At 50.1% G+C, this 23,462-nt stretch carries 20 protein-coding genes; 11 read left to right on the forward strand and 9 right to left on the reverse strand.

The annotated features are described in order from the left end of the window. Positions 1-2: 2 nt before the first annotated feature. From W01_RS08660 to ccmI, 3 genes are read left to right on the forward strand one after another with little or no spacing between them, the layout of a single operon-like run. Entirely contained in the window at positions 3-530 is a 528-nt protein-coding gene (locus W01_RS08660) for a DsbE family thiol:disulfide interchange protein (protein WP_173053857.1), read from the forward strand. Next, the gene (locus W01_RS08665; RefSeq protein WP_198421273.1) at positions 523-999 is read left to right on the forward strand and encodes a cytochrome c-type biogenesis protein; all 477 of its coding nucleotides are present in this window, start codon (positions 523-525) and stop codon (positions 997-999) included. Before W01_RS08660 ends, W01_RS08665 begins: the two co-directional genes overlap by 8 nt. Further along, complete coding sequence (gene ccmI / locus W01_RS08670; RefSeq protein WP_173053859.1) at positions 996-2,252, forward strand: c-type cytochrome biogenesis protein CcmI; 1,257 nt, start codon at positions 996-998, stop codon at positions 2,250-2,252. Before W01_RS08665 ends, ccmI begins: the two co-directional genes overlap by 4 nt. 167 nt (positions 2,253-2,419) lie before the next feature. Here the strand turns inward: ccmI and W01_RS08675 are convergent, their stop codons facing one another. The 3 genes from W01_RS08675 to W01_RS08685 all read right to left on the reverse strand — a co-directional run bounded on the left by W01_RS08675 (position 2,420) and on the right by W01_RS08685 (position 8,555). Continuing rightward, positions 2,420-4,684 (reverse strand): glycosyltransferase, encoded by a 2,265-nt coding sequence (locus W01_RS08675; RefSeq protein WP_173053861.1) that lies wholly within the window; start codon positions 4,682-4,684, stop codon positions 2,420-2,422. A gap of 6 nt (positions 4,685-4,690) precedes the next feature. Then, entirely contained in the window at positions 4,691-5,881 is a 1,191-nt protein-coding gene (locus W01_RS08680; protein WP_173053863.1) for a methyltransferase domain-containing protein, read from the reverse strand. Between the two features lie 262 nt (positions 5,882-6,143). Then, positions 6,144-8,555, reverse strand: a complete 2,412-nt coding sequence (locus W01_RS08685; RefSeq protein WP_173053865.1) for a tetratricopeptide repeat protein — start codon at positions 8,553-8,555, stop codon at positions 6,144-6,146. A 122-nt stretch (positions 8,556-8,677) separates the two neighbouring features. Here W01_RS08685 and W01_RS08690 point away from each other — a divergent pair, with 122 nt between their 5' ends. After that, the gene (locus W01_RS08690) at positions 8,678-9,415 is read left to right on the forward strand and encodes a 16S rRNA (uracil(1498)-N(3))-methyltransferase (RefSeq protein ID WP_173053867.1); all 738 of its coding nucleotides are present in this window, start codon (positions 8,678-8,680) and stop codon (positions 9,413-9,415) included. Positions 9,416-9,519: 104 nt separating this feature from the next. Here W01_RS08690 and W01_RS08695 read toward each other — a convergent pair whose 3' ends face one another. Genes W01_RS08695 through W01_RS08710 form a run of 4 tightly spaced genes read right to left on the reverse strand, consistent with a single transcriptional unit; the run spans position 9,520 to position 13,658 of the window. After that, positions 9,520-10,677 (reverse strand): FAD-dependent monooxygenase, encoded by a 1,158-nt coding sequence (locus W01_RS08695; RefSeq protein ID WP_173053869.1) that lies wholly within the window; start codon positions 10,675-10,677, stop codon positions 9,520-9,522. Continuing rightward, positions 10,674-11,978 carry a Xaa-Pro aminopeptidase gene (gene pepP, locus W01_RS08700; RefSeq protein ID WP_173053871.1) on the reverse strand — a complete coding sequence of 435 codons (1,305 nt, stop codon included), beginning with the start codon at positions 11,976-11,978 and terminating at the stop codon, positions 10,674-10,676. Before pepP ends, W01_RS08695 begins: the two co-directional genes overlap by 4 nt. Further along, on the reverse strand, positions 11,971-12,660 hold the full coding sequence (gene murU / locus W01_RS08705; protein ID WP_198421396.1) for an N-acetylmuramate alpha-1-phosphate uridylyltransferase MurU: 690 nt from the start codon (positions 12,658-12,660) through the stop codon (positions 11,971-11,973). The genes pepP and murU overlap by 8 nt, the downstream gene beginning before the upstream one ends. Positions 12,661-12,665: 5 nt before the next feature. Next, complete coding sequence (locus W01_RS08710) at positions 12,666-13,658, reverse strand: aminoglycoside phosphotransferase family protein (protein WP_173053875.1); 993 nt, start codon at positions 13,656-13,658, stop codon at positions 12,666-12,668. Between the two features lie 69 nt (positions 13,659-13,727). Between W01_RS08710 and W01_RS08715 the strand changes: the two genes are divergently transcribed. From W01_RS08715 to rsmA, 4 genes are all read left to right on the forward strand, one after another. Further along, the gene (locus W01_RS08715; RefSeq protein ID WP_173053877.1) at positions 13,728-15,947 is read left to right on the forward strand and encodes an LPS-assembly protein LptD; all 2,220 of its coding nucleotides are present in this window, start codon (positions 13,728-13,730) and stop codon (positions 15,945-15,947) included. Positions 15,948-15,976: 29 nt separating this feature from the next. Further along, the gene (locus tag W01_RS08720; RefSeq protein ID WP_173053879.1) at positions 15,977-17,485 is read left to right on the forward strand and encodes a peptidylprolyl isomerase; all 1,509 of its coding nucleotides are present in this window, start codon (positions 15,977-15,979) and stop codon (positions 17,483-17,485) included. Beyond that, complete coding sequence (pdxA, locus tag W01_RS08725) at positions 17,485-18,486, forward strand: 4-hydroxythreonine-4-phosphate dehydrogenase PdxA (RefSeq protein ID WP_173053881.1); 1,002 nt, start codon at positions 17,485-17,487, stop codon at positions 18,484-18,486. The genes W01_RS08720 and pdxA overlap by 1 nt, the downstream gene beginning before the upstream one ends. 91 nt (positions 18,487-18,577) lie before the next feature. Beyond that, positions 18,578-19,339 carry a 16S rRNA (adenine(1518)-N(6)/adenine(1519)-N(6))-dimethyltransferase RsmA gene (gene rsmA / locus W01_RS08730; RefSeq protein ID WP_173053883.1) on the forward strand — a complete coding sequence of 254 codons (762 nt, stop codon included), beginning with the start codon at positions 18,578-18,580 and terminating at the stop codon, positions 19,337-19,339. Between the two features lie 236 nt (positions 19,340-19,575). Here rsmA and W01_RS08735 read toward each other — a convergent pair whose 3' ends face one another. Beyond that, complete coding sequence (locus W01_RS08735; RefSeq protein WP_173053885.1) at positions 19,576-20,091, reverse strand: hypothetical protein; 516 nt, start codon at positions 20,089-20,091, stop codon at positions 19,576-19,578. After that, positions 20,088-20,723 (reverse strand): DUF5343 domain-containing protein, encoded by a 636-nt coding sequence (locus tag W01_RS08740; RefSeq protein WP_173053887.1) that lies wholly within the window; start codon positions 20,721-20,723, stop codon positions 20,088-20,090. Before W01_RS08740 ends, W01_RS08735 begins: the two co-directional genes overlap by 4 nt. A gap of 274 nt (positions 20,724-20,997) precedes the next feature. Between W01_RS08740 and sorA the strand changes: the two genes are divergently transcribed. The 3 genes from sorA to W01_RS08755 all read left to right on the forward strand — a co-directional run bounded on the left by sorA (position 20,998) and on the right by W01_RS08755 (position 23,154). Beyond that, on the forward strand, positions 20,998-22,260 hold the full coding sequence (gene sorA / locus W01_RS08745) for a SorA family sulfite dehydrogenase catalytic subunit (protein ID WP_173053889.1): 1,263 nt from the start codon (positions 20,998-21,000) through the stop codon (positions 22,258-22,260). 10 nt (positions 22,261-22,270) lie between these two features. Beyond that, complete coding sequence (gene sorB / locus W01_RS08750; protein WP_173053891.1) at positions 22,271-22,615, forward strand: SorB family sulfite dehydrogenase c-type cytochrome subunit; 345 nt, start codon at positions 22,271-22,273, stop codon at positions 22,613-22,615. 68 nt (positions 22,616-22,683) lie between these two features. Further along, entirely contained in the window at positions 22,684-23,154 is a 471-nt protein-coding gene (locus W01_RS08755) for an Lcl domain-containing protein (RefSeq protein WP_173053893.1), read from the forward strand. The last annotated feature ends 308 nt before the right edge of the window (positions 23,155-23,462 follow it).

The following is a 23,462-nucleotide window of genomic DNA, read 5'->3' on the forward strand; positions in this document are numbered from 1 at the left end:
CGATGAACCGTTTTCTTCTTCCTCTGGGAGCTTTTATTGTTCTCGTTATTTTTTTATGGATCGGACTCACACTCAATCCCAGGGAAGTGCCATCGCCCTTAATCAACAAGGTAGCACCGACTTTTCGGCTGCCACAACTTCATGACGCTGCTAAAACTATTGGGCCGGAGGACTTGCGCGGCAAGGTTTGGTTACTTAACGTTTGGGCCTCGTGGTGCGTGACTTGCCGCCAAGAGCATCCTCTATTGGTAGAGTTAGGACGGCAAAAATTGGTACCGATTTATGGGCTTAATTACAAGGACAATCGCGATGATGGTTTAGCTTTGTTAAGAAATTCAGGTGACCCCTATACCCTGTCAGCCTATGACCGGGAAGGCAACGTTGGCATCGACTGGGGTGTCTATGGTGTCCCGGAAACTTTTGTCATCGATAAATCAGGTCTCATCCGTCACAAGTTTATTGGAGCGCTCACGCCTGAACTCATACAGAACAAACTAATTCCTCTCGTTAAGGAGTTGAACGGTGCATAGCAGACTTCTCTTTCTTATACTGTTGCTTTTAATGCCCTTGGCTCATGCCGATCAAGCAGTGATTAAGAAGGACGATCCTATACTGGAAAAACGCGTTATGGATCTGTCTGCACATCTTCGCTGCCTGGTCTGTCAAAACCAAACAATTGCCGATTCCAATGCAGAACTCGCAGTTGACCTTAAAAATCAAGTGCGCGAAAAGCTACAGCAAGGACAATCAGAGCAAGAAATATTGGATTATATGGTCAAGCGCTATGGTGAATTTGTTCTGTTCAGCCCACTAGTGAAATCAACCACCTGGCTGCTCTGGTTCGGTCCTCTTTTACTGCTAGTAGTGGGGATGGGCGTACTCATCGTTATTCTGCGCCAGCGCCGCAAAATGATGCAGCAGGCACCCGCCCTGAGCACAGATGAGCATGCCCGCGCGGCATCGCTGTTGTCTGAGAAAAGAGGCGAGGGACAGTTATGATAACGTTTTGGCTTATAGTGGGTGTTCTGATTGTTGTTACTTTGCTTGTTCTGGTGCCACCATTACTCAGACGAAGTAATAGCTCAATATCCACCACACCTTCAGAGGTGAATCTGTCTGTTTATCGTGATCAGTTACGCGAATTAGACGCAGATCTGGCAGCCGGGACACTGAATGAGGTGCAATATCAAAACGCGCGGAGCGATCTGGAAAGCCGCGTGCTGGAAGATTCCGGCACCGCTGAAATCACCGCCGCGCCATCGACTGATAGCCGCTGGGGCAATGTTTCGATCGCGGCACTAATAATTTCAGTTCCTTTGTTAGCAATTTCTCTATATTTCATACTGGGTACGCCAGCCGGATTAAAGCCGCAAATTCCGACAGCAGCCATGGACGAAGCACATCCGGCCACACCTGAGCAATTTGAGGCAATGGTGACGTGGCTTGCGGAACGGTTGAAAGCAGAACCGGACAATGCCGAGGGCTGGGTGATGCTTGCTCGCTCCTACACCGCCCTCAATCGCTATCAGGATGCCAGTGCCGCTTACGCCCGTGCTGTAGCGCTGCAACCGAACAACGCCTCTGTGCTGGCCGATCACGCCGATATGCTGGCCATGCTCAAGCAGACTTTACAGGGTGAGCCAGAAAAAATAATCCAGCAGGCACTGAAAATTGATCCTGATAACCTCAAGGCGCTGTCTCTTGCAGGCTCTGCAGCTTTCGAACGTAAAAACTACTCAGACGCCATTAAATGGTGGGAAAAAATTCTCAATTTGTTACCGGCAGATTCTCCTGTAGTGGCCTCAGTCAGCACCAGTATCAATGAGGCACGTGGATTGGCCGGACTGCCCCCAGTAGCTGCCGCTCCAGCCGGTGGCAAAGCCGCAACCCAGTCAAACGTTGCAAAAGGATCAGTGAGTGGAACGATACGTCTTGATCCTGCTTTCAAGGCGCGAATCGCAGATACCGACACCGTTTTTATTTTCGCCCGGGCTGTGGAAGATGGACGCAAACCGCCGTTAGCGGTTTTACGCAAGACAGTAAAGGATCTACCGTTTGATTTCACACTGGATGACAGCATGTCGATGGTGCCAAGTTTAAACTTATCTTCTGTGACGAATGTTATCGTCGGTGCGCGTATATCAAAATCAGGGAATGTAATTTCTAGCTCGAAAGATCTGGAAGGGTTTTCGAAACCGGTAAAAATTGGTCAAAAAGACATCGTCATTACCATTGATTCAGAGGTCAAATAAACGGGAGTTTGCTCCAAGTTACGTGATTTTATTTTGTAAGAAATTCGTACGCTGTAGATCAAAATAGATCAATTTTTTGCAAATTCCACATTACTTGAACATCGCAAAAAGCTAATAAATACGCCACATTTATAGGCGTTGCTCAGAGACAACTGTCATAAAGATGTCTATGCCAACAGTCGTTGCTTCAAGATTTGTTGCCATCGGACCGGGATAATGCGATATAGCCAGCGACCAAGCAATGTATAGCGCAACCGCAAGCCAAGATGTGCAAGCCGCAGCAACCAGTGCTGACCTATTGATAGGGCACGATGCTTGTCGGCGGCAGCCACCCCCAGTGCAGTTTGCAGCGCGGTGTACAGGGTGGTTTGCGGTAACGGCGCGGCAAACTTGACGACTTGTCGCGACAAAACTTCGTGGTAAACCCTTTCGGTAGCGTTAGCCATGTCGCGTACCGAGGTGACCGGCACTGCCCGCGCTTGCATTTGCTTGTGCACAAAATCGGTGCTGTTTTCCGGCCGTAATATCGAAATGATGTCATCTAAAATAGCGTCCGTATCACACCAGTCTTGCATGATCCAACCGGCGCCGTTCGTTTGCACACGTTCATACAGCGCGCCGATCGGCGGCACCAATGCGGGTCGTCCAGCCATCCAGGCTTCGGTCAAAGTGTAGCAATAGGTTTCCGGGCCGGCGGAGGGGAACACCACCAGGTTAATTCGATAATGATCGAGCAAGTCTTCCATATGATCGGGCGTGTATTGGCCATGTACTGTCAATAAAGTATCGGCAGTCTGATACGGCTGAAACTGGCGATCCATATAGCCGACCACAACCCAGCGAAAGGGCAGCTTACGTTCGCGGCTGCGTGCCACTAAACGCTCCAGTTGGCGGGCACCTTTGACCGGGCCAATCGCACCCAATACACCGATACTTTGGTATGTATCTTTCGGCAATAGTAGTGCCGATGTCAGAACATTAACGCGGTTGGCGGTCAAATCAACGCCATGCTGGATAACGCGAACATCAGCGCGCGGAAAATAGCGACGGAACATCTCGGCGGCCAAATCGCTGGGAGCAATCACGAATACTGCTCGCTCAATGAAATCCGCATGCACTGCGCGCCAAGCAACGATGTCAATGCCGCGAAAATCTGATTGGGCGTTAAGACAATTCTGACAGCGCGATGCATCCGTTTCGCTGCCACAATAAATTCCTGTGGCGTCGAGCAGATTGATAGTCGGACAAGCCAGAAAAAAATCGTGCACACTAAAGCCAAATGGAATTCCAAGGTTGCGCATCGCTTCCAGCAAGCCCGGCCGGCAGCCCGCCAGATGATGTACATGGCACAAATGGATACGAAAACTGGCACACAGACTGGCCAAAAAATCCGTCCACAGCTGATCGGGTTGCCGGTTGAATTGATAAGTTAGCAACTCACCGCTATTGGCATCCTTGAGTTGCCAGACATCATCCATGGTTACCAGCAAATAATGACGGTAATCCTCGCCGTCACTGTGCATCAAACTAAGGGTGTGCTGCTCCGTGCCGCCGCTACGGCCGTGCATGATATGCAGGATGCCGGGCTTATCACCAGCCGCTCCGGTGAGCGCCAGGAATGACTGTGCCAACTGACGGATCGGCTTGATCGGGTCGGCCGCGATGAAAGCCATTACACGCTGCATATAATCTGGATGCTTAGCCAGCAAACGCTGCATATTTTCTTCAACCAGCGTCTCTTTTTTCGTACTAAAGGAGCAGCTGCCGACATGCTGAACGAAAGTATCGTCGCACAATACATTGCGCCATCCAGCCGCCAGCGCCCGCATGCAGAAATCATTTTCCTCGCCGTAACCGTGACGGAACGTATCAGCATCGAACAGACCGATTTTATTAAGCAGGCGGCGCCGAATAAACATGCAAAATCCGACCCCGGTGGGTATGTCAGGATAAACGCGAGGAGCAGCTGCCTCAATGGCGCGATTGACATCCTCCGCATTCATTCCTTGCGGCAACGCGTTATCTTGGCAAAAGTTCGGGAACGAGCAGATTTCGGCGTTATTAGAAAACGGCGTGATTGTGCCGATAAGCGGGTCTGAATCAGCGCAACAGCGAAGTTTCTCCAACCAGCCCGAAGTAACGATGGCATCGGAATTGAGCAACACGACATCATTTTGACTGAGCGTCATACCACGGTTAACGGTGCTGACGAAGCCGAGATTTGTATCATTCTGGAGCAGCCACAGACGTGTGTCTGCCTTGCTACGCTGTATCTCAAAATAGTCGGCGATGCGGCTATCCGTCGAACAATCGTCGATCATGATGATGCGATGATGGAGCATGGTGGTGCGAAGCACGCTGTCGAGGCAGCGCTGCAAGTCATCGTATGCATTGTAGACCGGGATAATAATGTCGATTGCTGGCGGTAACATGCTAATTCAAGAATTCCCTTTGATGGCACGTTTGAGGAAGCGTAACGGCGACTTTAGCCACCAGACCAAACTGGCGCGATAATTAACTTGCTGGTTGAGAGCAACATTCAAACGCTCCTGTTCAGCAATTTGCTCATTGCGTAGTATGAGAAGCGCATTGAGTTTGATTATTTCTTCAGTATGTTCATTTAATTGACCGGTACAAATATTTAATGCTTCGGTACGTTCACTTAATTGTCCAGTACATTCATTCAATTGTTCGGTGCGCGCACTTAATTGTTCAGTACGCATGTTCAGAAATGCATCACGTTCAGCAATCAGGTGTTCGCGTTCTTCCATTTGTTGAGTGCGGAGCGAAAGAAAATTATCACGTTCAACAATCAGATACTCACGGTCTTTGAGAAGTTGATCCAGCTCCATCACGCGCCTGGTTTGTTTAGCATAATCCTGATAAACCATTTCGGCGCTATCACTAAACAAAGAAAGTTTATTGAGCGCGGTGGGCAACATAGATGGGTTACGACTACAGACTGCGATGTAATACATTGGCTCGACAGAAGGATGACTGACTACTGTAACTTTCCGATCGTCATTAACTAAGTATTCTGTCGTAACGCAGGCTTGGTTTTCTGGCCAAATGGCAGAATGGAACAATAATTTTTGGCCAAGCCAGAATATATGCGGAAAAGCCACGTGCAGTAATTCTTCCAGCTCATTTCGATACAATTCACGAACATGAAATTCATTGTGATAATCATGTGCATCGGAATACAAGCGCTTGTTTGGAGAGGACAGGATCAATACCCCGTCTGGGCGTAGAACACGCGTGAGTTCAGAAATAAATTCTTTCTGTTTCTCAATATGCTCTATTGTTTCAAAGGAAATTGCGAAGTCAAAGCTCGCATCTGAAAACGGCAAGCATTCACATGAAGCCGTAACGAATTGCAGGTTAGCATGATGCCTATAATTGTTTTTGGCATGCTGAATTACATCAACGGATAAATCAACACCCACCACTTTATATGCGGTTTCAGCCACCATGGCGGCACCATAGCCCTCACCACAGGCCACATCCAAAACTGTGCAATGTTGGCTTAACTGGCGTGCCAAGGCATAGCGATGCCAATGTTCATACCAGATTTCACCGCTGCACTCAGGCAAAAAGCGCTCACCCGTGAAGGAAGGAGGTTGGCTCACAAATTCAAGAAATATTAAAACTGAAGATTATACACGCTACATAGACTAATTCAGCACGGAATAATGTGTTTAGCATATGAATAACAGAGGTTAAGTCCTCAAATAGATTGAACTTTAGGTTGTCGGCACTTATTTAAGGATAAGGGACAAAAACAATGCAGAAAAGTTCAGATCCAAGTGGATTATTAAACATCAGAACATTTTAACGGGATCATAAACCTCAAGTATTTGTGGGATATCTGCTTCCGGCATGCATCTCAGTTCATTTAGGGTCAGCTTCCGAGTACATCTTTTGTTGCCACATTTTTTGCAATGCATCCTCCAGATACAGAGCAAAACGTGGGGCATTAAAAAGTGGCGAAGCAAGCACTTTCTGCCGTAACCCTGACCTCAGTTGCGCCAAACGATTAATATCAGTGGCGTGAAAAAGAGTCCGGTTTACATAGTCACCCTCATCACTGGCAATCCAGTCTTCCAGACCGGCACAGGTTAGCATGCTGGCACCTTGACGGGCGAGCAATGTGCCACCAGCAAGGGTCAGGGTAGGCACACCCATCCACGAAGCTTCGCAGGTTGTAGTGCCTCCCGGATAAGGGAACGTGTCCAGAATGATATCCACATGAGCATATGCCGCGAGATAATCTTCTCTGGGAACATGTCCTTCCATTATTACCCGCTCCGGCATTATCCCGACTTGAGCGAGCCGATGCTGCAGAGATTCGCGCGCGGCTAAGCAATTCAGCTGACTGCTTTGCAACCGCAGTCGAGCTTCTGGTAAAGCGAGGAAAATTCGTCCCCATGCAGCCAGCACTGCGTCATTTACCTTGGTAAGATTTTGGAAACAACCAAAAGTGATATAGCCATTCTGCACTGCCGGCAAGGGAGTTAACTCCAGCCCTGTTCTATTCACAGGTGGAGTGAAGCAAAGCCGGGTTTCTGGCAGATACCACACTGTTTCAGTAAAGTGCTCCCGGTGCGTTTCCGGCACCGATACCGGGTCTGCCAGCAGGTAATCTATCGTCGGTAACCCGGTAGTCGCGAAATAACCCAGCCAACTTACTTGCACCGGAGCAGGCTTCAGTGCGAACATCGGCAAACGATTGCTGGCAGTATGCCCCGTCAGGTCAATGAGAATATGAATTCCATCATCGTGAATCTTCCGGGCCGCAGCTTCATCACTAAGACCCACAATAATATTCCAGGCAACAAAACAAGGCTGGATGCGGGCGGTGAGCTCGTCCTCTTGTGGAGACGTCGAATATGCAACCAATTCTACCCGAGCAGGGTTCAAATTCGCGAGAACGCCCTCCAGGAAAAAACCAACTGGATGCGCTCTAAAATCTCCGGAAACCAGACCAACCCGCAAAGGCTGCCTACCCCGTTCCGCTGTGTTTTCTAGATAAACGGGCCAACTTATATACGGTTGGATCTTTGCCATCACTTGATTGCCATAGTGACGTGCTTCTGCGAGATAATTATCAGGCAAACACTTGGAATAAAAACTCAGGGTAAAAAGCAGGTTGCTATGAGCCTTGGGATAAACCGGCCTGAGCGCGAGTGCTTTGCGGTAGCTGTCAATCGCTTCTTCCAATTTACCTTGCTCTTGTAGCGCAAGTCCCAGGTTGTTGTACGCTTCGGCATAATCCGGTTTGATTGAAAGCGCTTTGTTGTAACAGGCAATCGCCTCGTCCAATTTACCTTGTTTCTGAAGCGCAAGCCCGAGGTTGCTGTGCGCCTCGGCAAAATCCGGCTTGAACGCGAGCGCCCTCCGGAAGCTCTCAACCGCCGCTTCCAATTTGCCTTGATCTTTAAGCACGTTCCCCAAATTGTTGTGCGCTTCGGTAAAATCCGACTTGAATAAAAGCGACTGGTGGAAGCTCACAACCGCCGCTTCCAGTTTACCTTGTGCCATGAGCGCATTCCCCAAGTTGTTATGCGCATCAACAAAATCCGGCTTGAGCGAAATTGCCTTCCGGTAACTTCCGACTGCTGCATCCAGCTTGTTTTGCGCCTTGAGAGCAGTTCCCAAATTATTGTATGCCTCGGCATAATCCGGCTTGAGCAGAAGTGCTTGGCCGTAACAGGCTATCGCTTCTTCCAGCTGACCTTGGTCCTTAAGCACATTCCCCAGATTGCTATGCGTCTCGGCAAAATCGGGCTTCAACGCAAGTGACCGACGGAAACTCTCAATCGCCGCTTCCAAATTACCTTGTTCCTTGAGGGCATTCCCCAAGTTGTTGTGCACTTCGGCAAAATCCGACTTGATCGAAAGCGCTTGGCGGTAATTGAAGATGGCTTCTTCCAGCTGACCTTGATCCTTGAGCGCATTCCCCAAATTAATGTAATAAATTGGATTGGATGGATTTATACGGATAGCCTTACTAATAAGTCCAACAGCGATCCCGTTCTTTCCCCCCTGACGGGCTATCAAACCTAATAAATGTAGCGCATCCGGATGATTTGGTTCTACCTGGAGTATTTTCTGATAAATAGCTTCTGCCTGAGACAAACGCCCAGCTTGATGGTGTTCCCGTGCGATCTGGATAATTTGGGGGATTGATAAATCTGATGAGTGCGTTTTTGCTATAGGAGCTTCCCCGCTTGGCTGGCAGCAATATTTATATTTCTTACCGCTGCCACAAGGACAAGGATCATTCCGACCGATTTTTTTCATTTTAAAATATCGTTTAAGTATTTTAGCTTAAGGTTAACTAAAAATACCTCGTCTAACTTGAATTTGAGTTTTTAGAGATGGCCGTTATATTATCATGTAGACCATTTATACCTGATCGATCAATGACTACCCCACGCTTTTATTGCCCCCCACCGCTGCATGCAAACACCAAATTTGAGCTGCCGGAAGCTGCCGCACATCACGCCAGTCGAGTCTTACGTTTACGCGTTAATGATGAAATTCGGGTATTTGATGGTGTAGGCAATGAACTGCATGGGCACATCTGCGAAATTGAAGGCAAAAAAGTGGTGCTGGAGAAACTGCAAGCCTGCACGGCCAACCGTGAGTCTCCATTAAATATCGTACTGGCGCAGGCGCTGTGTAGTAGCGAAAAAATGGACTGGGTAATACAAAAGGCCACTGAACTCGGTGCTACCGAAATACAGCCCGTACAGACCCAACGTAGCGTGGTAAAGCTGTCTGGAGACCGCGCTGAAAAACGCACCCAACATTGGCATGGCATTGCCATTGCGGCATGTGAACAATGTGGCAGAAACATGTTACCTGAGGTTCATGCTCCGCTGGAATTCAGCTCGTGGATTGCCACTATATGCGATGCGCCGGGCAGCAAATTTATCCTGTTGCCGGAAGCCGTGACAACATTGCATGAGCAGCCGAAACCGCAAGGGAAAGCGACCCTGCTGATTGGACCGGAAGGGGGGTTCAGTGCGGACGAAGTCCAGATTGCCCAGCAAGCTGGTTTTATTTCTATCCGTTTAGGTGCACGCTTGCTACGTACTGAGACAGCTGCTGTGGCGGGCATAGCTACTTTGCAAACTTTGTGGGGGGATTTTATTTAGGCAAATGATCAACGGGTGTCATTAATATTGTCTCAACGGGTTATGATAATTGGCCAATTACTGCCCGACGGTCATAAATTTTAAGACTGACTGGGCAGGGTTTTCTACCCGTTTGTTCCGAACATCATACGTCTTGCTACGAATTTTTTCGCGCCCGGCAGACAGTCCAGTAACGTAAGTGCAGCCGCGCGCCCTGATTTAAGCAATAACAGATCATTGGAGAAAAGACGCACCAGACCATCGGTAAAATGTATACCGGCCCGGCGGTCAAACTCACGTTGTTTGCGATAGTTGGTAAGCATGGCATCTGAACCGAGTGTCTCAGGTTCACAGTTGAGAATCTCTTGCGCTAGCCCCCACGCGTCGCGCAGCCCCATGTTGAAACCTTGCCCGGCCACAGGATGCAATGTCTGTGCAGCATTGCCGATCAATACTGTATGCGGCAGCGTGATTTTGGGCGCGCGTTTAAGCCGCAGAGGGAAGCAGGCGCGTTTGCCAATAGTTAAGAATTTCCCTGCTCGATCACCGAAGTGTTGATGTAATTGGGCAAGAAAAGCGGCATCATTCCAGTGCAGTATTTCCTGCGCCATTTCATGTGGCGCAGTCCACACCAGTTCATACCCGTCCCGAAACGGCAGCAGGGCCAACGGTCCCTGCATAGTAAAACGCTCGAACGCCATATCCGGCTGCGGATGGGTGCAGGTAACATGGGTAATGACGGCAGTTTGACCGTAATCGCGAATTTCCGGCGGATGAGCAGCTTCCAGCAACTTTCCTCCATCGGCTACCACTGCTAAACGCGCTTCAAGTTGGTGGTCAATCCCGGCATGCTGGTAGTTAATGGATGCGCCATTCGATGTGCTTTGTAGTTGCGTAACAGCAGCGCCAGTGAGACACGTTGTTTTGCTCCCGTTTACAGCACTTTGTAATGCATTTTGCAACGCAGTGTACGGCAGCACATAGCCCAGTTCCGGCACCTTGAGTTCTTCGGCACGTAACAGGGTGCGACCGAAAGAATTTTTCTGTGAAACATGGATGGTTTTGATCAACGAAACTTGCGTGATGCCTTTCCATATACCGAGTTTCTCCAGTAACTGACGGCTGCCACTGGACAACGCCAAGGCACGCGGGTCAGCGCTCACGTGTTCCATTTTGCGCGCTTCCAGCATGACAATCTGCAATCCGCTGTCACGCAGTGCGAGCATCAACGCGGTGCCAACCGGGCCACCCCCGATTATCGCGATGTCGCAATGTGCATTCATGACTGTCTCATCAAATCTTCAATGGCCGTTACAGCTTTGGGTACCGCTTCGGTCAGCACTTCGCAGCCATGTGTAGTGATGGCCACATCATCTTCAATACGGATACCGATATGCCAGAATGCTTGCGGCACATCCTCTGCCGGACGGATATAACAGCCCGGTTCGATCGTAAGTGCCATGCCGGGTTGCAGCGCACGCCAATTATTGTCCAGTTTGTATGTCCCGACATCGTGCACATCCATGCCAAGCCAGTGGCCGGTCCGATGCATGTAGAAGCGTTTGTAACTACCGCTTTCCAGCACAGCGTCGACGCTGCCATGGCATAGCTTAAGATCGACAAAGCCTTGCGCCAACACGCGCACGGCAGTGTCATGCGGTTCGTTCCAGTGTGCGTCGGGACGTGCGGCTGCAATGGCGGCGATCTGTGCAGACAATACCAACTCATAGATATCTTTTTGTGCACCGTTAAAACGACCATTTACCGGAAAGGTACGGGTGATATCTGCAGCATAGCCATCGACTTCGCAGGCCGCATCAATCAGCAATAATTCGCCGTCTTGTAATCGTGCATTATTGCTAATGTAGTGCAGTACGCAGGCATTGGCACCGCCGGCAACGATTGAGGTATAGGCGGGCGCTTGCGCACCGTTTTTGCGAAATTCGTGCAACAGCTCTGCCTCGATCTCGTATTCCATTTTACCGGGGCGAGTGGCGCGCATCGCGCGGATATGCGCAGCAGCCGAAATAGTGGCAGAACGTCGCATGATGGCAAGTTCGTTGCTATCTTTAATTAAACGCATTTCATCAAGCAGCATGCGTATGTCGTGAATCTCATTGGGCGCGGTTATGCCGCTGCGTATTTTTGCCTGCACACCTGCGCGCAGCACAAGAATGCGGTCGTCCCACTGAGCCTGAGCACCAAGTGGATGAAACAACACGGGCTGGTTGCCCATCAGTCCGGTGAGCTTTTCATCCAGTTGTGCAATGGGAAATGCAGCGTCGAAACCAAATTTTTCTTTCGCACCGTCTGGTCCGTGGCGAAAACCATCCCATATTTCGCGCTCCATATCTTTCGCGCGACAGAACAGGATGGACTGCGGGATGGCACCAGCAATCAGTACGAGTACGGCTTCCGGTTCATCAAAGCCAGTAAGGTAGTGGAAGTGACTATCGAAACGGTAAGGATAATGCGCATCCCCATTACGTAGTACTTCGGGTGCAGTGGGAATAACAGCAATGCCACGCTGCATCTGACTAATAAGGCGGTTACGACGGCCAGCATAAAGAGAGGTATTAAACATGAGTGGCATTGTGCTGTGAACGTAATTCGTTGTCGAGTTTTTCAAGGCGTTGCGGCGTGCCCACATCCAACCAGCGGCCCCGGTAATGTTCGCCGCTCACCTTACCTAACGCAATCTGGGCGCGTAACAGCGGCGCGAGAGGTGCAATGGTGCCGCGAGGGATATTTGCGAATAAGCCGGGTTGGTAAATTCCTATCCCACTGAAGGTAAATGCGGGTGCATTATTGACAACTCTGCCACTGCTTAAACCAAAATCTCCGTTGGGATGATGCGTAGGATTATTGACTAACACCAGATGCGCAGTATCGCCGCTTGCTCCAAGTGCAGCTGCGAGTTCGGGAAATTGAACAAAATCATAGTCGCAGTAAATGTCGCTGTTGATAACGGCAAACGGCGCATCACCCAATAATGGTAATGCATTAGCAATGCCCCCCGCCGTTTCAAGAACGGGATTCTCCGCTGAATAGTGGATACGTACGCCGAACTGGCCGCCATCTCCCAACGCCGCTTCGATTTGATGGCCGAGATAGGCGTGATTTATTACCAGATCACAGATGCCCGCTCTTGCCATATTCTCGATATGCCACACGATGAGCGCTTTGCCACCAGCCTGCAATAAGGGCTTGGGGGTGTGGTCGGTGAGCGGGCGCATGCGTTCACCACGTCCCGCAGCCAGCAGCATGGCTTTCAAAAGGTGTACCCCACGACTGGTTGCCTTTTCTCCAGAATGTCCAGAATATGCAGTAGCGGCTTTAAATCCACGTAACGTTCACAAGCGCGGCGCAAATAATCCATCACCAGCGGTAAGTCTTTCAGATAACCGTCCTTATTATCCCGATGATACAGCCGCGCAAAGATACCCAGAACTTTCAAATGCCGCTGGACGCCCATCCATTCATAATCCCGGAAAAAATCCGAAAAGTCACTGTGTACCGGCAGCCCGGACTTGCGCGCTTTTTCCCAATAACGAATGAGCCAGTCCAGCACTTCCGCTTCTTCCCAACGAATATAAGCATCTTTGAATAGCGAAGCTAAATCATATGTAATCGGCCCATAGACCGCATCCTGAAAATCCAGAATACCCGGGTTAGGTGTACTGACCATCAAGTTACGTGAATGGTAATCACGATGAACAAACACGCGCGGCTGTGCCAAGTTGTTTTGAAGAATGCGCTGAAATACGGTTTCCAGCGCTGCGTTTTGTTTCTCGTCCAGCATGACCTGCAAATGTTTAGTGACATACCATTCCGGAAACAGGTACATTTCGCGCATAAGCAGTGCCTTGTCGTAGGGTGGCAGTGCAAATTCGCGGCTGGCTAGTTGAATAGTGACCAACGCATCGGTAGCGGCACCATATAGTTCGTGTGCATTGCTGGTATTAAGTGCTTGCAGGTAAGTGGTGTTGCCCAAATCAGTCAGCAGCAGAAAGCCTTGTTCCAGGTCCTGTGCCAACACCTGCGGCACATGCACGCCTGCTGCACCAAACAGTTGAGCGACATGGATGAACGGGCGACAGTCTTCATGTTGAGGCGGTGCATCCATCACTATCAGTGTTCGATCGACGAAAGTAGCGCGAAAATAGCGGCGGAAGCTGGCATCAGCAGAAGCGGGCGAAATATCGAGTAAACTATCGGAAAATTTGCTATGCAGCCATGTTTCAATCTGTTGTTGACGTTTCATTATTGATTTTGGATTGCCTAAATCGTGGATTTGTGCGATTTTAGCACCTTAATTTGTTGACCCTGCTCAATGCATTTTCGCCTTAACCTCGTTGCGTTTTCCTTACTCTATGCTTTTATGCCTGTGGTTTATGCCGAAGGCGAAGTATTGCTGCTGAAACTCGATCGTACCTTCATGAATTTGCCAAAAGGCAACGAAGAGACTCCTGCTTTTATTTCGGCACAGCGCGTAGAAGGTCAGACTGAAAACCAGATCGTTGCCAGCGGCGAGGTCGAGGTGCGCAAGCGCGGGCAGGCTATCTTCGCCGATCGCGTGGTATACCAGCAACTCAGCAAAGAGTTGATTGCCGATGGTGCGGTGCGCGTGGAGCAGAACGGCATCAAAATGCAGGGCCCGCATGTGAAGCTTAATCTGGATACAAATATCGGCGATATGACGAAGCCGACGTTTCAACTGGCCGCCAATAATTCGCGCGGGAGCGCCGATATCCTGCTTATGGAAGGTCGGCAAAAATACACCGTACAGAATGTGGCCTACACCATCTGCCCCATAGGTAATGACGACTGGATGTTAAAGGCAAGCCAACTGGAAATTGACAACGGCCGCCAAGTGGGGGTGGCACGCAACGCCCGCGTGGAGTTTCTGGGTGTGCCTATTTTATATATGCCGTGGATGGATTTTTCGCTCAGTGACAAACGTCAATCGGGTTTCCTTGGCCCGGTGTTCGGTAGTACTGCACGGAGTGGTACTGAAGTGACGCTGCCCTTTTACTGGAATATCGCGCCCAACCGTGATGCAACCATTGCGCCGCGCGCCATGGTCAAACGGGGATTAATGCTTAACAACGAATTACGTTACATGGACAAAAATTATGCCGGTGAGGCTCATTTGGACATATTACCCAATGATGCGCTTACTGACAGCACCCGTTTGCGGACATCACTCAAGCATGTACAAAATCTGGGTTATGGGTTTAACGCATCGACAAACTTCAACTATGTATCAGATCACACCTATTTCCGTGATCTGTCGAACACAATAAGCAGTACGTCATTAACCAATCTGGTGCGTGAAGGCGTACTGTCCTATAGCGGTGGCTGGTGGAATGCAGCGGCGCGGATGCAGAGCTATCAAACCTTGCAGGATCCGGCCGCGCCAGTAGCGGAGCCATATCGCCGCTTGCCGCAAATAACCTTGGGCGCGCTTCGTCCAGTGGCTGGGGCAAATATGGCGTTTACCGGAGAGTTTGTAAGTTTCAGCCATCCCACGGCCGTTAATGGGCAGCGTCTGGTAATGTATCCTAGTATGAGCTATCCGTTGATAGCCACACCCTCGTTTTATGTGACTCCCAAATTTGGCGTGCACTACACTCATTATTCGCTGGGTGCAAACAATTCTGGGGCGCTACCTGATACCAACCGTACCTTGCCGATTGTTAGTCTGGACAGCGGCGTGGTGCTGGAACGTGATTGGAATGTGGGCGAAAAGAATTACGTGCAGACACTGGAACCGCGCGCTTATTTCTTATACATCCCCTACCGCAATCAAAACCTGGTGCCGAATTTCGACACAGCCCAGGCCGACTTTAACTTTGCCCAGATGTTCACCGAAAATCGTTTTTTCGGTAGCGATCGCATTGGTGACGCCAAGCAAGTAACGCTGTCGCTTACCTCCCGCCTGCTTGAAGCGAATACCGGCGCAGAGCGGTTGCGCGTCGCCATAGGCCAGCGCTACAGCTTTAAGACACCGCTGGTAAATCTGGTGAACCCCGAGGTAGCTACCAACAACAAATCAGACATTTTGCTTGCTGTCTTAGGCCGGATTACACCGAAGTTGTCTCTGAACAGCGCTTTCCAGTACAACCCCAACCAAGCACGCGAAGAGAAATTAAACGTGGGAGCACGTTACCAGCCGGAAAGTGGCAAGGTGCTCAACCTAGGTTACCGCTTTACGCGTGACAGCCTGAGACAGGTGGACATATCCACTCAGTGGCCATTGTCGAGACGTTGGAGTGCGATGGCACGCTGGAATTATTCTCTGCAGGATCACCGTATTTTGGAGCTGCTGACCGGGCTCGAGTATAATGAAAGCTGTTGGACAGCACGACTGGTGGTACAACGTTTTGCCACTGCCACCAATGAGCTTTCAACCGGTATATTCGCACAATTGGAATTAAATGGTCTGGTCAGAGTAGGCTCCGACCCATTGAATGCATTGCGTCAGAGCATTGCCGGCTTTACAAAATTGAACCAACCCCCAGTTGTAAGTTCAGAGCAGGGATTGCGTTAACAAATTTTCACTTAGGAAAAAAGATCATTATGCTGCATATCAAGTTGGTGCTGGCACTCCTTCTGTCACTAGCCTGCACGGCAAACGTCTCCGCCGCTGGTTTGCAGAAAACCTCCGGTACAACAAAAAAAATCAAAGCGCAAACTCAGACTGCACCCTCTACAACTCCCGCACCTTCTGCAAATCCTGCACCTAATGTACCGACCCCGGACACAGCAAAAAAGCTATCGTCGCAGAATCAAACCTTACCACCTGCCGTTGATTTGCAAACTCCTGATATAACAAAAAAAATCACGGTACAAACAGCACCTATATTGATCGATCAGATTGTGGCTGTGGTAAACAACGATGCCATTACCCGCTACGAGCTTGAAGACCGGCTCGGTATTGTAGAGCGTCAGTTGAAAAAACAGGGCACAGCATTACCAGACATAGATATGTTGAAAAAACAGTTGCTGGAACGCATGATCACGGAAATGTTGCAAGTCCAGTTTGCCAAGGAAACCGGCATCCGCATTGATGATATCCAGCTCGACAAAACCATGCAGCGCATCGCCAAGGAAAATAAATTCCCTTCATTGACCGAATTTCGCGCCCAGCTGGAAAAAGAAAATGTGAACTTCAAGAAATTTCGAGAGGAAATTCGAGGCGAAATTATTTATGCTCGTCTGCGTGAGCGCGAAGTTGACAGTAAATTGGTGATTAGCGAGGGTGAGGTCGATAATTACCTTAATAACCAGGCTAAGCAATTAGGTAAGGGTGAGGAATTCCATTTAGCACACATTTTGGTACTGGTACCGGAGCAGGCCAGTGCCGATAAAATCCAGGCTACCCGACAGCGTGCCGATCAAGCCTTGGCACAATTACGCGGTGGCGCGGAATTCGCTCAAGTGGCTGCAGGATTTTCTGATGCCAAGGACGCCTTAGAGGGCGGTAATCTGGGCTGGCGATCAGCTGATCGTACGCCTGCCATTTTTTTGAACGTATTGAGAAAGATGGCTCCCGGCGAAACCAGCCCGGTGTTTCGTAGCCCTAACGGTTTTCATATCCTCAAACTAATTGAGAAACGCAGCAAAGAGAATTCAGTCGTCATCACACAGACCGAAGCACGCCACATCTTGATCAAAACCAGCGAATTGGTGCCGGAGAATGAAGCCAAGAGCCGTCTGTTGGTCATCAAGCAGCGAATAGAAAAGGGCGCTGACTTTACCAAACAGGCCAAACTTTATTCCGAGGACGGCAGTGCCGCGAAGGGCGGTGATTTGGGCTGGATTTCACCCGGTGACACGGTGCCTGAATTTGAAGCCGCGATGAATCAATTGGAAATCGGACAGATGAGTGGCGCCGTGCAATCTACCTTCGGCTGGCATCTGATCCAGGTGTTGGACCGCCGCAGCACCGATGTAAGTGTGAAAGAGAAAAAGAAACAAGCGCAAATGGCGATACGTGCCGACAAATCCGACGCTGCGTATCAGGACTGGCTGCGCCAGTTACGCGACGGGGCTACCATCGAGTATCGACTCGAACCAGCGCTCTGATGGCGCAAGCTACGCTGTTGGCTGTTGCCGCCGGGGAGCCAGCAGGCATTGGTCCCGACCTTTGTTTGCAATTGTCCCAACATGGGCAGACGCTGGTGGTGCTGGCCGACAAGCACATGCTGCAACAACGCGCAGCGCTGCTGGGGCTAAATGTTCAATTGCATGATTATGATCCGCAGCAATTATCTCCTCTGCCATCCGGGCATTTGCGCGTGCTGCATGTGCCAACGGCACAACCCGTTCAGGCTGGCCAGCTAAATCCAGCCAACAGTCCTTATGTTCTCGATCTGCTAATCCGCGCGATGCAAGGTTGTCAGTCGGGGGAATTCGCCGGCATGGTCACCCTGCCTGTACACAAAGGCGTCATTAATGATGCCGGCATTCCTTTCACTGGACACACTGAATTTCTAGCGGAAAAATTACATACCGAGCAAGTAGTAATGATGCTTGTGGGCGGCGGCCTGCGCGTGGCGCTAGCCACCACTCACCTGCCTTTGCGGCAAATAGCTGACGCAATTACGCCTGAATTATTGGAAAATGTGTTGCACGTTATTCAACGTGATCTTATGCGGCGTTTCGGCATTGCCCAGCCTCGCATTCTGGTTGCCGGACTCAATCCTCATGCAGGTGAGGGAGGCTATCTTGGGCACGAAGAAATCGACATCATGATTCCGGTGCTGGATCGGTTGCGCGCGCAAGGCATGAATGTCAGCGTCCCCTTACCCGCCGACACGCTTTTTACTCCACAACGGCTTGCACAATGCGACTGCGTACTGGCCATGTACCACGACCAAGGGCTGCCGGTATTGAAATACGCCAGCTTCGGGCGGGGTGTGAATGTAACGCTGGGCCTCCCCATCATTCGTACTTCCGTGGATCACGGTACAGCGCTGGAACTGGCCGGTAGTGGGCGCGCTGAGGCAGGCAGTATACTTGAAGCTATTCAGATGGCAGCTGATATGGCACAACATGCTGGGCTGCATGATCCAGCTTCCTCTTGATCGAAAAGTCGTTATCCTCGCGAAAGAAGAGATCAAGGATTTTTTGACTGGATTTCCACTTTCGCAGGAATGAAAATTTCCCGGTACTCCAATGCATACAGCACGTAAAAGATTCGGCCAAAATTTCCTGGTGGATGAGCAAATCATCGCCGACATCGTCCGAGCGATCCGCCCGGAAGCTGCGGATATCATGGTGGAAATCGGCCCGGGCCTGGGTGCGCTGACTCGTCCATTACTGCAGCGGCTTAATCAACTGCATGTAGTTGAGATCGATCGCGACATTATCATTCACCTGAAAAAAGACTACCCGCAGGATAAGCTGATCATCCATGCGGGAGACGCACTTAAGTTTGACCTGGCGCAATTGCCCGCACCCTTGCGCATTGTCGGTAATCTGCCCTATAACATTTCTTCGCCACTGCTGTTCCACTTCTCAGGCTACTGCGAGCGCATACACGACATGCACTTTATGTTGCAAAACGAAGTAGTGGAGCGCATGGTGGCCGAGCCCTCAACCCCAGCCTATGGCCGCTTATCGGTGATGCTGCAATACCGTTTCCACATGGAAAAATTGCTCGACGTTCCGCCGGAATCTTTTCGTCCTTCACCCAAAGTGAATTCCGCCATTGTGCGCATGATCCCTCTGCCAGCGAGCGAAGTGCTGGTGCAAAACGAAAAATTATTTGCACAAATTGTCGCTGCAGCCTTCGGGCAACGACGCAAAACCCTGCGGAACACGCTCAAAGCCTATTTAACGGAAGATGATTTCGTCCGATTGGGAATAGATGCGCAATTACGTGCTGAAAATCTGGGAGTGGCGGAGTTCGCGCGCATCACCAATGAATGCAGTTGACGAGATCAACTTATTGATTTTGATCATGAAAAAATCAATGCTCACTTAGGCAAGACTCCGTACCTTAGAAATAAAGGGCTTTCAGCTTTTAACTGAAAGCCCTTTATTTATTGGTGCGCCAGAGACGATGAAACTGTGCACTGGATCCTCGTGGTTTGATTTTAACATCGGCACTAGCCCGCATAGGCTGTCTGTCAACTTTTAGGAAGCTTTCAAATTTGAGACAAAGATTGGGTTTACTTTAATCCAGACAGGTAAATAAGCTCTTGCACTACAAGTCTAATGTCAGATAAATTAGGGTCGAGATCGCCGCGTTGCGCAATAAATCGACGACTATGCGCAGATTTGTCACCGATATCTTTGAGTTTTGGTAAGGCCTGCTTACAGTTTCGGCTGAGATTCCACGTCGACTCAGCCAAACAACAATTTATCAGGTCCCGTAAGTAGAGAAAATCACCCTGTGTGTTTTGTATTTTGTGAGCGATTAAATGCTTCTCGAATGCCTCAATAATTAATGTTTCAATTAATCGTCTAACCATTACTGCACAAGCATCGTACCAACCCTTCTCATAACAACCATTCGCTTGGTTAGCAACTTTTTCAATGTAACCACGAGTTCCACGGACAATTGAGCGTGGAACGACAACTTGTGAATCTGCAAGGAGACCTTCTTCTGGTGGCCCTAACTCCCGCCGAACATCAATGTCGATGGCCTTGACAGCTTTGAAGATATTACTTGCATTAAATGTCATTCATTTTCTTTCGCACCGTAGAGGTGCTTTGCCATGCTCTTGAATATCTGATCAATCTGATCTGTAGAGGCTTCAGGTGAAATATGAATCTGAATATCAATGTGAACCGATGGGTTGTGGCTATTGCGGGCGTCAGAGTTAACTGGTTGCGCAGACGGCCTCGCTATGGCGGCATGCATCGGCCCGGTATGTAAAACTGGCGAAGGCTGATTATTGGGTTCACCAAATTCAGCACACTCACATAGCGATTTAAAGGTTGCGACAGTTTTGGAGATAACCTGCTTGCCTGCGCTTGAGCTTGTGCTGAAAACATATTCAAGGTCCTTAATGTCTTGTTGCCATGCATCTGGATATACCGCAAATAGTTCAGCGTAACCTGTTCGAATAGCGTCCCCCAGTACAGTTTTATGGTGGGCTCCCCTGTAATTTGACCAGACACCCGTCGGGACTCCAGAAGCATCTACGAGGCCGACTGATTTCAAAACACCGAGTAGCGTTGTATCATTGCTTGATTTGAATCCAATGGTCTTAAGCCATTGAACTGTTGCCTTTGGAGGCACACCAATTTGCCTGATTTTTTCTAAAAAAGGCTTAATCTTTCCCGGAACAGTGGTGTAATTGAAGTCTGCCATAGAATCCTTTCTCATTTCATCCTGATAGTTAAAGTTAATCAATTCGGAACCAACACTCCCGTCCAAGTAACACGGATGCTACAAATACACCAACCCGCAATCTAGCAGCAAAACCTCTTCGCTACTAGAACATATATATTAAGGCCGGATAAAATAGCAGCGCTCATGATGGCATTGCTCATTACAAATCACATAAAGCCAAAATCTAAATTTTCGCTATACTCGACAACAGCAGTGTGCGTTAACCGATTGAATAACCATAACGGAGATCAGCATGGCGAAGCCTACTTTGGTGTTGACAGCGGGTGCATTACAGCGGCGCGCCTTTCTCAGATTTCTCAGGCAGGCGGGCACCTTGGGCGCTGCAAGCGCATTCGGCAGCACGGTATTGACGGCACTTGCTGGAGAAACCGGTCACGTCACGCTGCCGTTCGAAAATGGTGAGCGTGATCTCGTCGCATACCCGCAAAAGCGTCCGCTGATCGTGCTCACTGCTCGCCCGCCCCAGCTGGAAACTCCATTCAGCGTATTCAATGAAGGGGTGATTACGCCCAACGACGCGTTTTTCGTACGCTATCACTGGAGCGGCATTCCTACCTCGATCGATGCGTCGAACTATCGATTGCGCATCGGCGGCAACGTCAATACACCGCTCGATTTGTCACTTGCCAACCTCAAGCAAATGGCCGATGCGGTCAATCTGGTTGCCGTCAACCAGTGTTCCGGTAACAGCCGGGGCCACTTTACGCCGCGCGTCAATGGCGGCCAGCTTTCGAACGGTGCCATGGGTAACGCGCGCTGGACTGGCATTCCGCTGCGCAAGGTGTTGGAAAAATCAGGCGTGAAAGCAGGCTCGATGCAGGTCGTATTCAATGGCCTCGACACGCCGCCTTTAGGTAATGTGCCCGATTTCATCAAGGCACTTAATATCGATCACGCACTCGACGGTGAAGTCATGCTGGCATGGCAAATGAACGGCGCCGACCTTCCTTTGCTGAATGGTTATCCCGTGCGGCTGGTCGTCCCCGGCTACTACGGCACTTATTGGGTGAAACACATATCCGATATTACGGTAACCGGCAAGGTATTCGATGGATTCTGGATGAGCAAGGCCTATCGCATTCCAGACAATCCGTGCGCCTGCATTGAGCCGGGAAAAGAGTCCGTCAAGACTACGCCGATCAACCGCATGAACGTACGCTCGTTCATAACCAGCCTGACCAATGGCATGCAAATCAAGAGCGGACGCCAGGTCATCGTGCGCGGGATCGCCTTTGATGGCGGGTACGGCGTGACCGAGGTTGCGTTTTCGCCCGACGGCGGCAAAAACTGGCAGGCCGCTCAACTGGGCAAGGATCTGGGCAGGTACTCCTTTCGCGAATGGAGCGTGGCGTTCACGCCAAAACACAAAGGGAACTACGAATTGTTGGTGCGAGCGGTCAACTGGATCGGTCAGGGCCAGCCGCTCAGCCCCTTGGCAAACCCTGGCGGCTATATGCGCAATGTGGTCGAGTCGACCCACGTCGTTGCTGTTTAAGGAGAAGTGCATGAAATACGTCCTGATTCGCATGCTGCTGGTAGCAAGCGTCCTCGCACCTTATTCTGCAATCGCCCTCGATATCCAGCTACCGCCGGAAACCGCCGTCTTCAAGCCGAGCGAACTACCCGGCTACGTGCTGGTCCAACGCAATTGCATGACTTGCCACTCGGTTCATTACATCCAGTCGCAGCCGCCCGCTTCGCCGCGCGGCTATTGGGAAGCCACCGTCAAGAAAATGAAGGTGCCATTTGGCGCGAAGATTGCAGACGAAGATATCCCTGCAATCGTCGACTATCTGGTCAAAACCTATGGCGCCGAACGTAGCTCCAAGGCGATGGCCCCTGCTCTTTGATGCATACATACTTGTTCTACGGATGCATGAAGGGTACTATTCTGCAATCCGCAAACACTCAATACCATATGAAAAAACTAATCATAACTTTGACCGCCTTGTTGTTAACTTTAAATGTAGCGGCGGCGGATACGCTGAAAAAAGCTGAGGTTCCAAGCGCCGCACCAGCAAAATTGCCTCCTGGTTACATCATTCAGGGTGGGCTTACTTGGGCACCCATTGCAGCCACCGTCGTCACCCTAGCTGAGGCTAAGAATATCTGCTCATCATCCACGGCACTGGGATACAAATGGCGTCTGCCAACCAAAGACGAACTGGTCGCACTCAGTCGGTATGATGGAAGTACGCTAGGTGTTCGTCATGATCTTACTTACCGCAATAATGTTTCAACACTACGTTCTCAGGGTTGGACACTGTACGACGTTTGGTCATCCACGCCCGGCACTGTTGTTGGCCTCCAGTTTATCGTCAACCTGGAGGGCGGCATCGCTAACTACGGTGACGAAAACGGCGTCAGCCACGTGTCTTGTGTTAAGTAGCGCGCGAGGTTGAACTGAATGGGTTGGACTGATGAAATGCAACCCAACATCTCACCGCTCACCATAACAATTTACTCCCATCACCTGTTTTAGCCCCGCATCCGAACTACCAGATACCGTTTTCACGCTTGAATTGGCAGCGAGTACGAATGAACTTGGTTTTTATAGCCGCCGCTAGAACCCAGACTTTGAGGAACGACCAGTGCAGTAGGCAATTAGTATCGCCTGGCCTACTGCGCTTGCGGGTGTTCGGGTAACTCCATGATCGTCAGAATAGCAAACGGGTGTACATTTTCAAAAACCCTTGC

The sequence above is a fragment of the Candidatus Nitrotoga sp. AM1P genome (assembly GCF_013168275.1).
GTDB lineage: Bacteria > Pseudomonadota > Gammaproteobacteria > Burkholderiales > Gallionellaceae > Nitrotoga.

Excerpts from the sequence above, each read along its gene's own strand:
- W01_RS08660 (WP_173053857.1), top strand. The coding sequence starts at position 3 with ATGAACCGTTTTCTTCTTCCTCTGGGAGCTTTTATTGTTCTCGTTATT.
- ccmI (WP_173053859.1), top strand. The coding sequence starts at position 996 with ATGATAACGTTTTGGCTTATAGTGGGTGTTCTGATTGTTGTTACTTTG.
- W01_RS08675 (WP_173053861.1), bottom strand. The coding sequence starts at position 4,684 with ATGTTACCGCCAGCAATCGACATTATTATCCCGGTCTACAATGCATAC.
- W01_RS08685 (WP_173053865.1), bottom strand. The coding sequence starts at position 8,555 with ATGAAAAAAATCGGTCGGAATGATCCTTGTCCTTGTGGCAGCGGTAAG.
- W01_RS08690 (WP_173053867.1), top strand. The coding sequence starts at position 8,678 with ATGACTACCCCACGCTTTTATTGCCCCCCACCGCTGCATGCAAACACC.
- W01_RS08695 (WP_173053869.1), bottom strand. The coding sequence starts at position 10,677 with ATGAATGCACATTGCGACATCGCGATAATCGGGGGTGGCCCGGTTGGC.
- pepP (WP_173053871.1), bottom strand. The coding sequence starts at position 11,978 with ATGTTTAATACCTCTCTTTATGCTGGCCGTCGTAACCGCCTTATTAGT.
- murU (WP_198421396.1), bottom strand. The coding sequence starts at position 12,660 with ATGCTGCTGGCTGCGGGACGTGGTGAACGCATGCGCCCGCTCACCGAC.
- W01_RS08710 (WP_173053875.1), bottom strand. The coding sequence starts at position 13,658 with ATGAAACGTCAACAACAGATTGAAACATGGCTGCATAGCAAATTTTCC.
- W01_RS08715 (WP_173053877.1), top strand. The coding sequence starts at position 13,728 with ATGCATTTTCGCCTTAACCTCGTTGCGTTTTCCTTACTCTATGCTTTT.
- W01_RS08720 (WP_173053879.1), top strand. The coding sequence starts at position 15,977 with ATGCTGCATATCAAGTTGGTGCTGGCACTCCTTCTGTCACTAGCCTGC.
- pdxA (WP_173053881.1), top strand. The coding sequence starts at position 17,485 with ATGGCGCAAGCTACGCTGTTGGCTGTTGCCGCCGGGGAGCCAGCAGGC.
- rsmA (WP_173053883.1), top strand. The coding sequence starts at position 18,578 with ATGCATACAGCACGTAAAAGATTCGGCCAAAATTTCCTGGTGGATGAG.
- W01_RS08735 (WP_173053885.1), bottom strand. The coding sequence starts at position 20,091 with ATGACATTTAATGCAAGTAATATCTTCAAAGCTGTCAAGGCCATCGAC.
- W01_RS08740 (WP_173053887.1), bottom strand. The coding sequence starts at position 20,723 with ATGGCAGACTTCAATTACACCACTGTTCCGGGAAAGATTAAGCCTTTT.
- sorA (WP_173053889.1), top strand. The coding sequence starts at position 20,998 with ATGGCGAAGCCTACTTTGGTGTTGACAGCGGGTGCATTACAGCGGCGC.
- sorB (WP_173053891.1), top strand. The coding sequence starts at position 22,271 with ATGAAATACGTCCTGATTCGCATGCTGCTGGTAGCAAGCGTCCTCGCA.
- W01_RS08755 (WP_173053893.1), top strand. The coding sequence starts at position 22,684 with ATGAAAAAACTAATCATAACTTTGACCGCCTTGTTGTTAACTTTAAAT.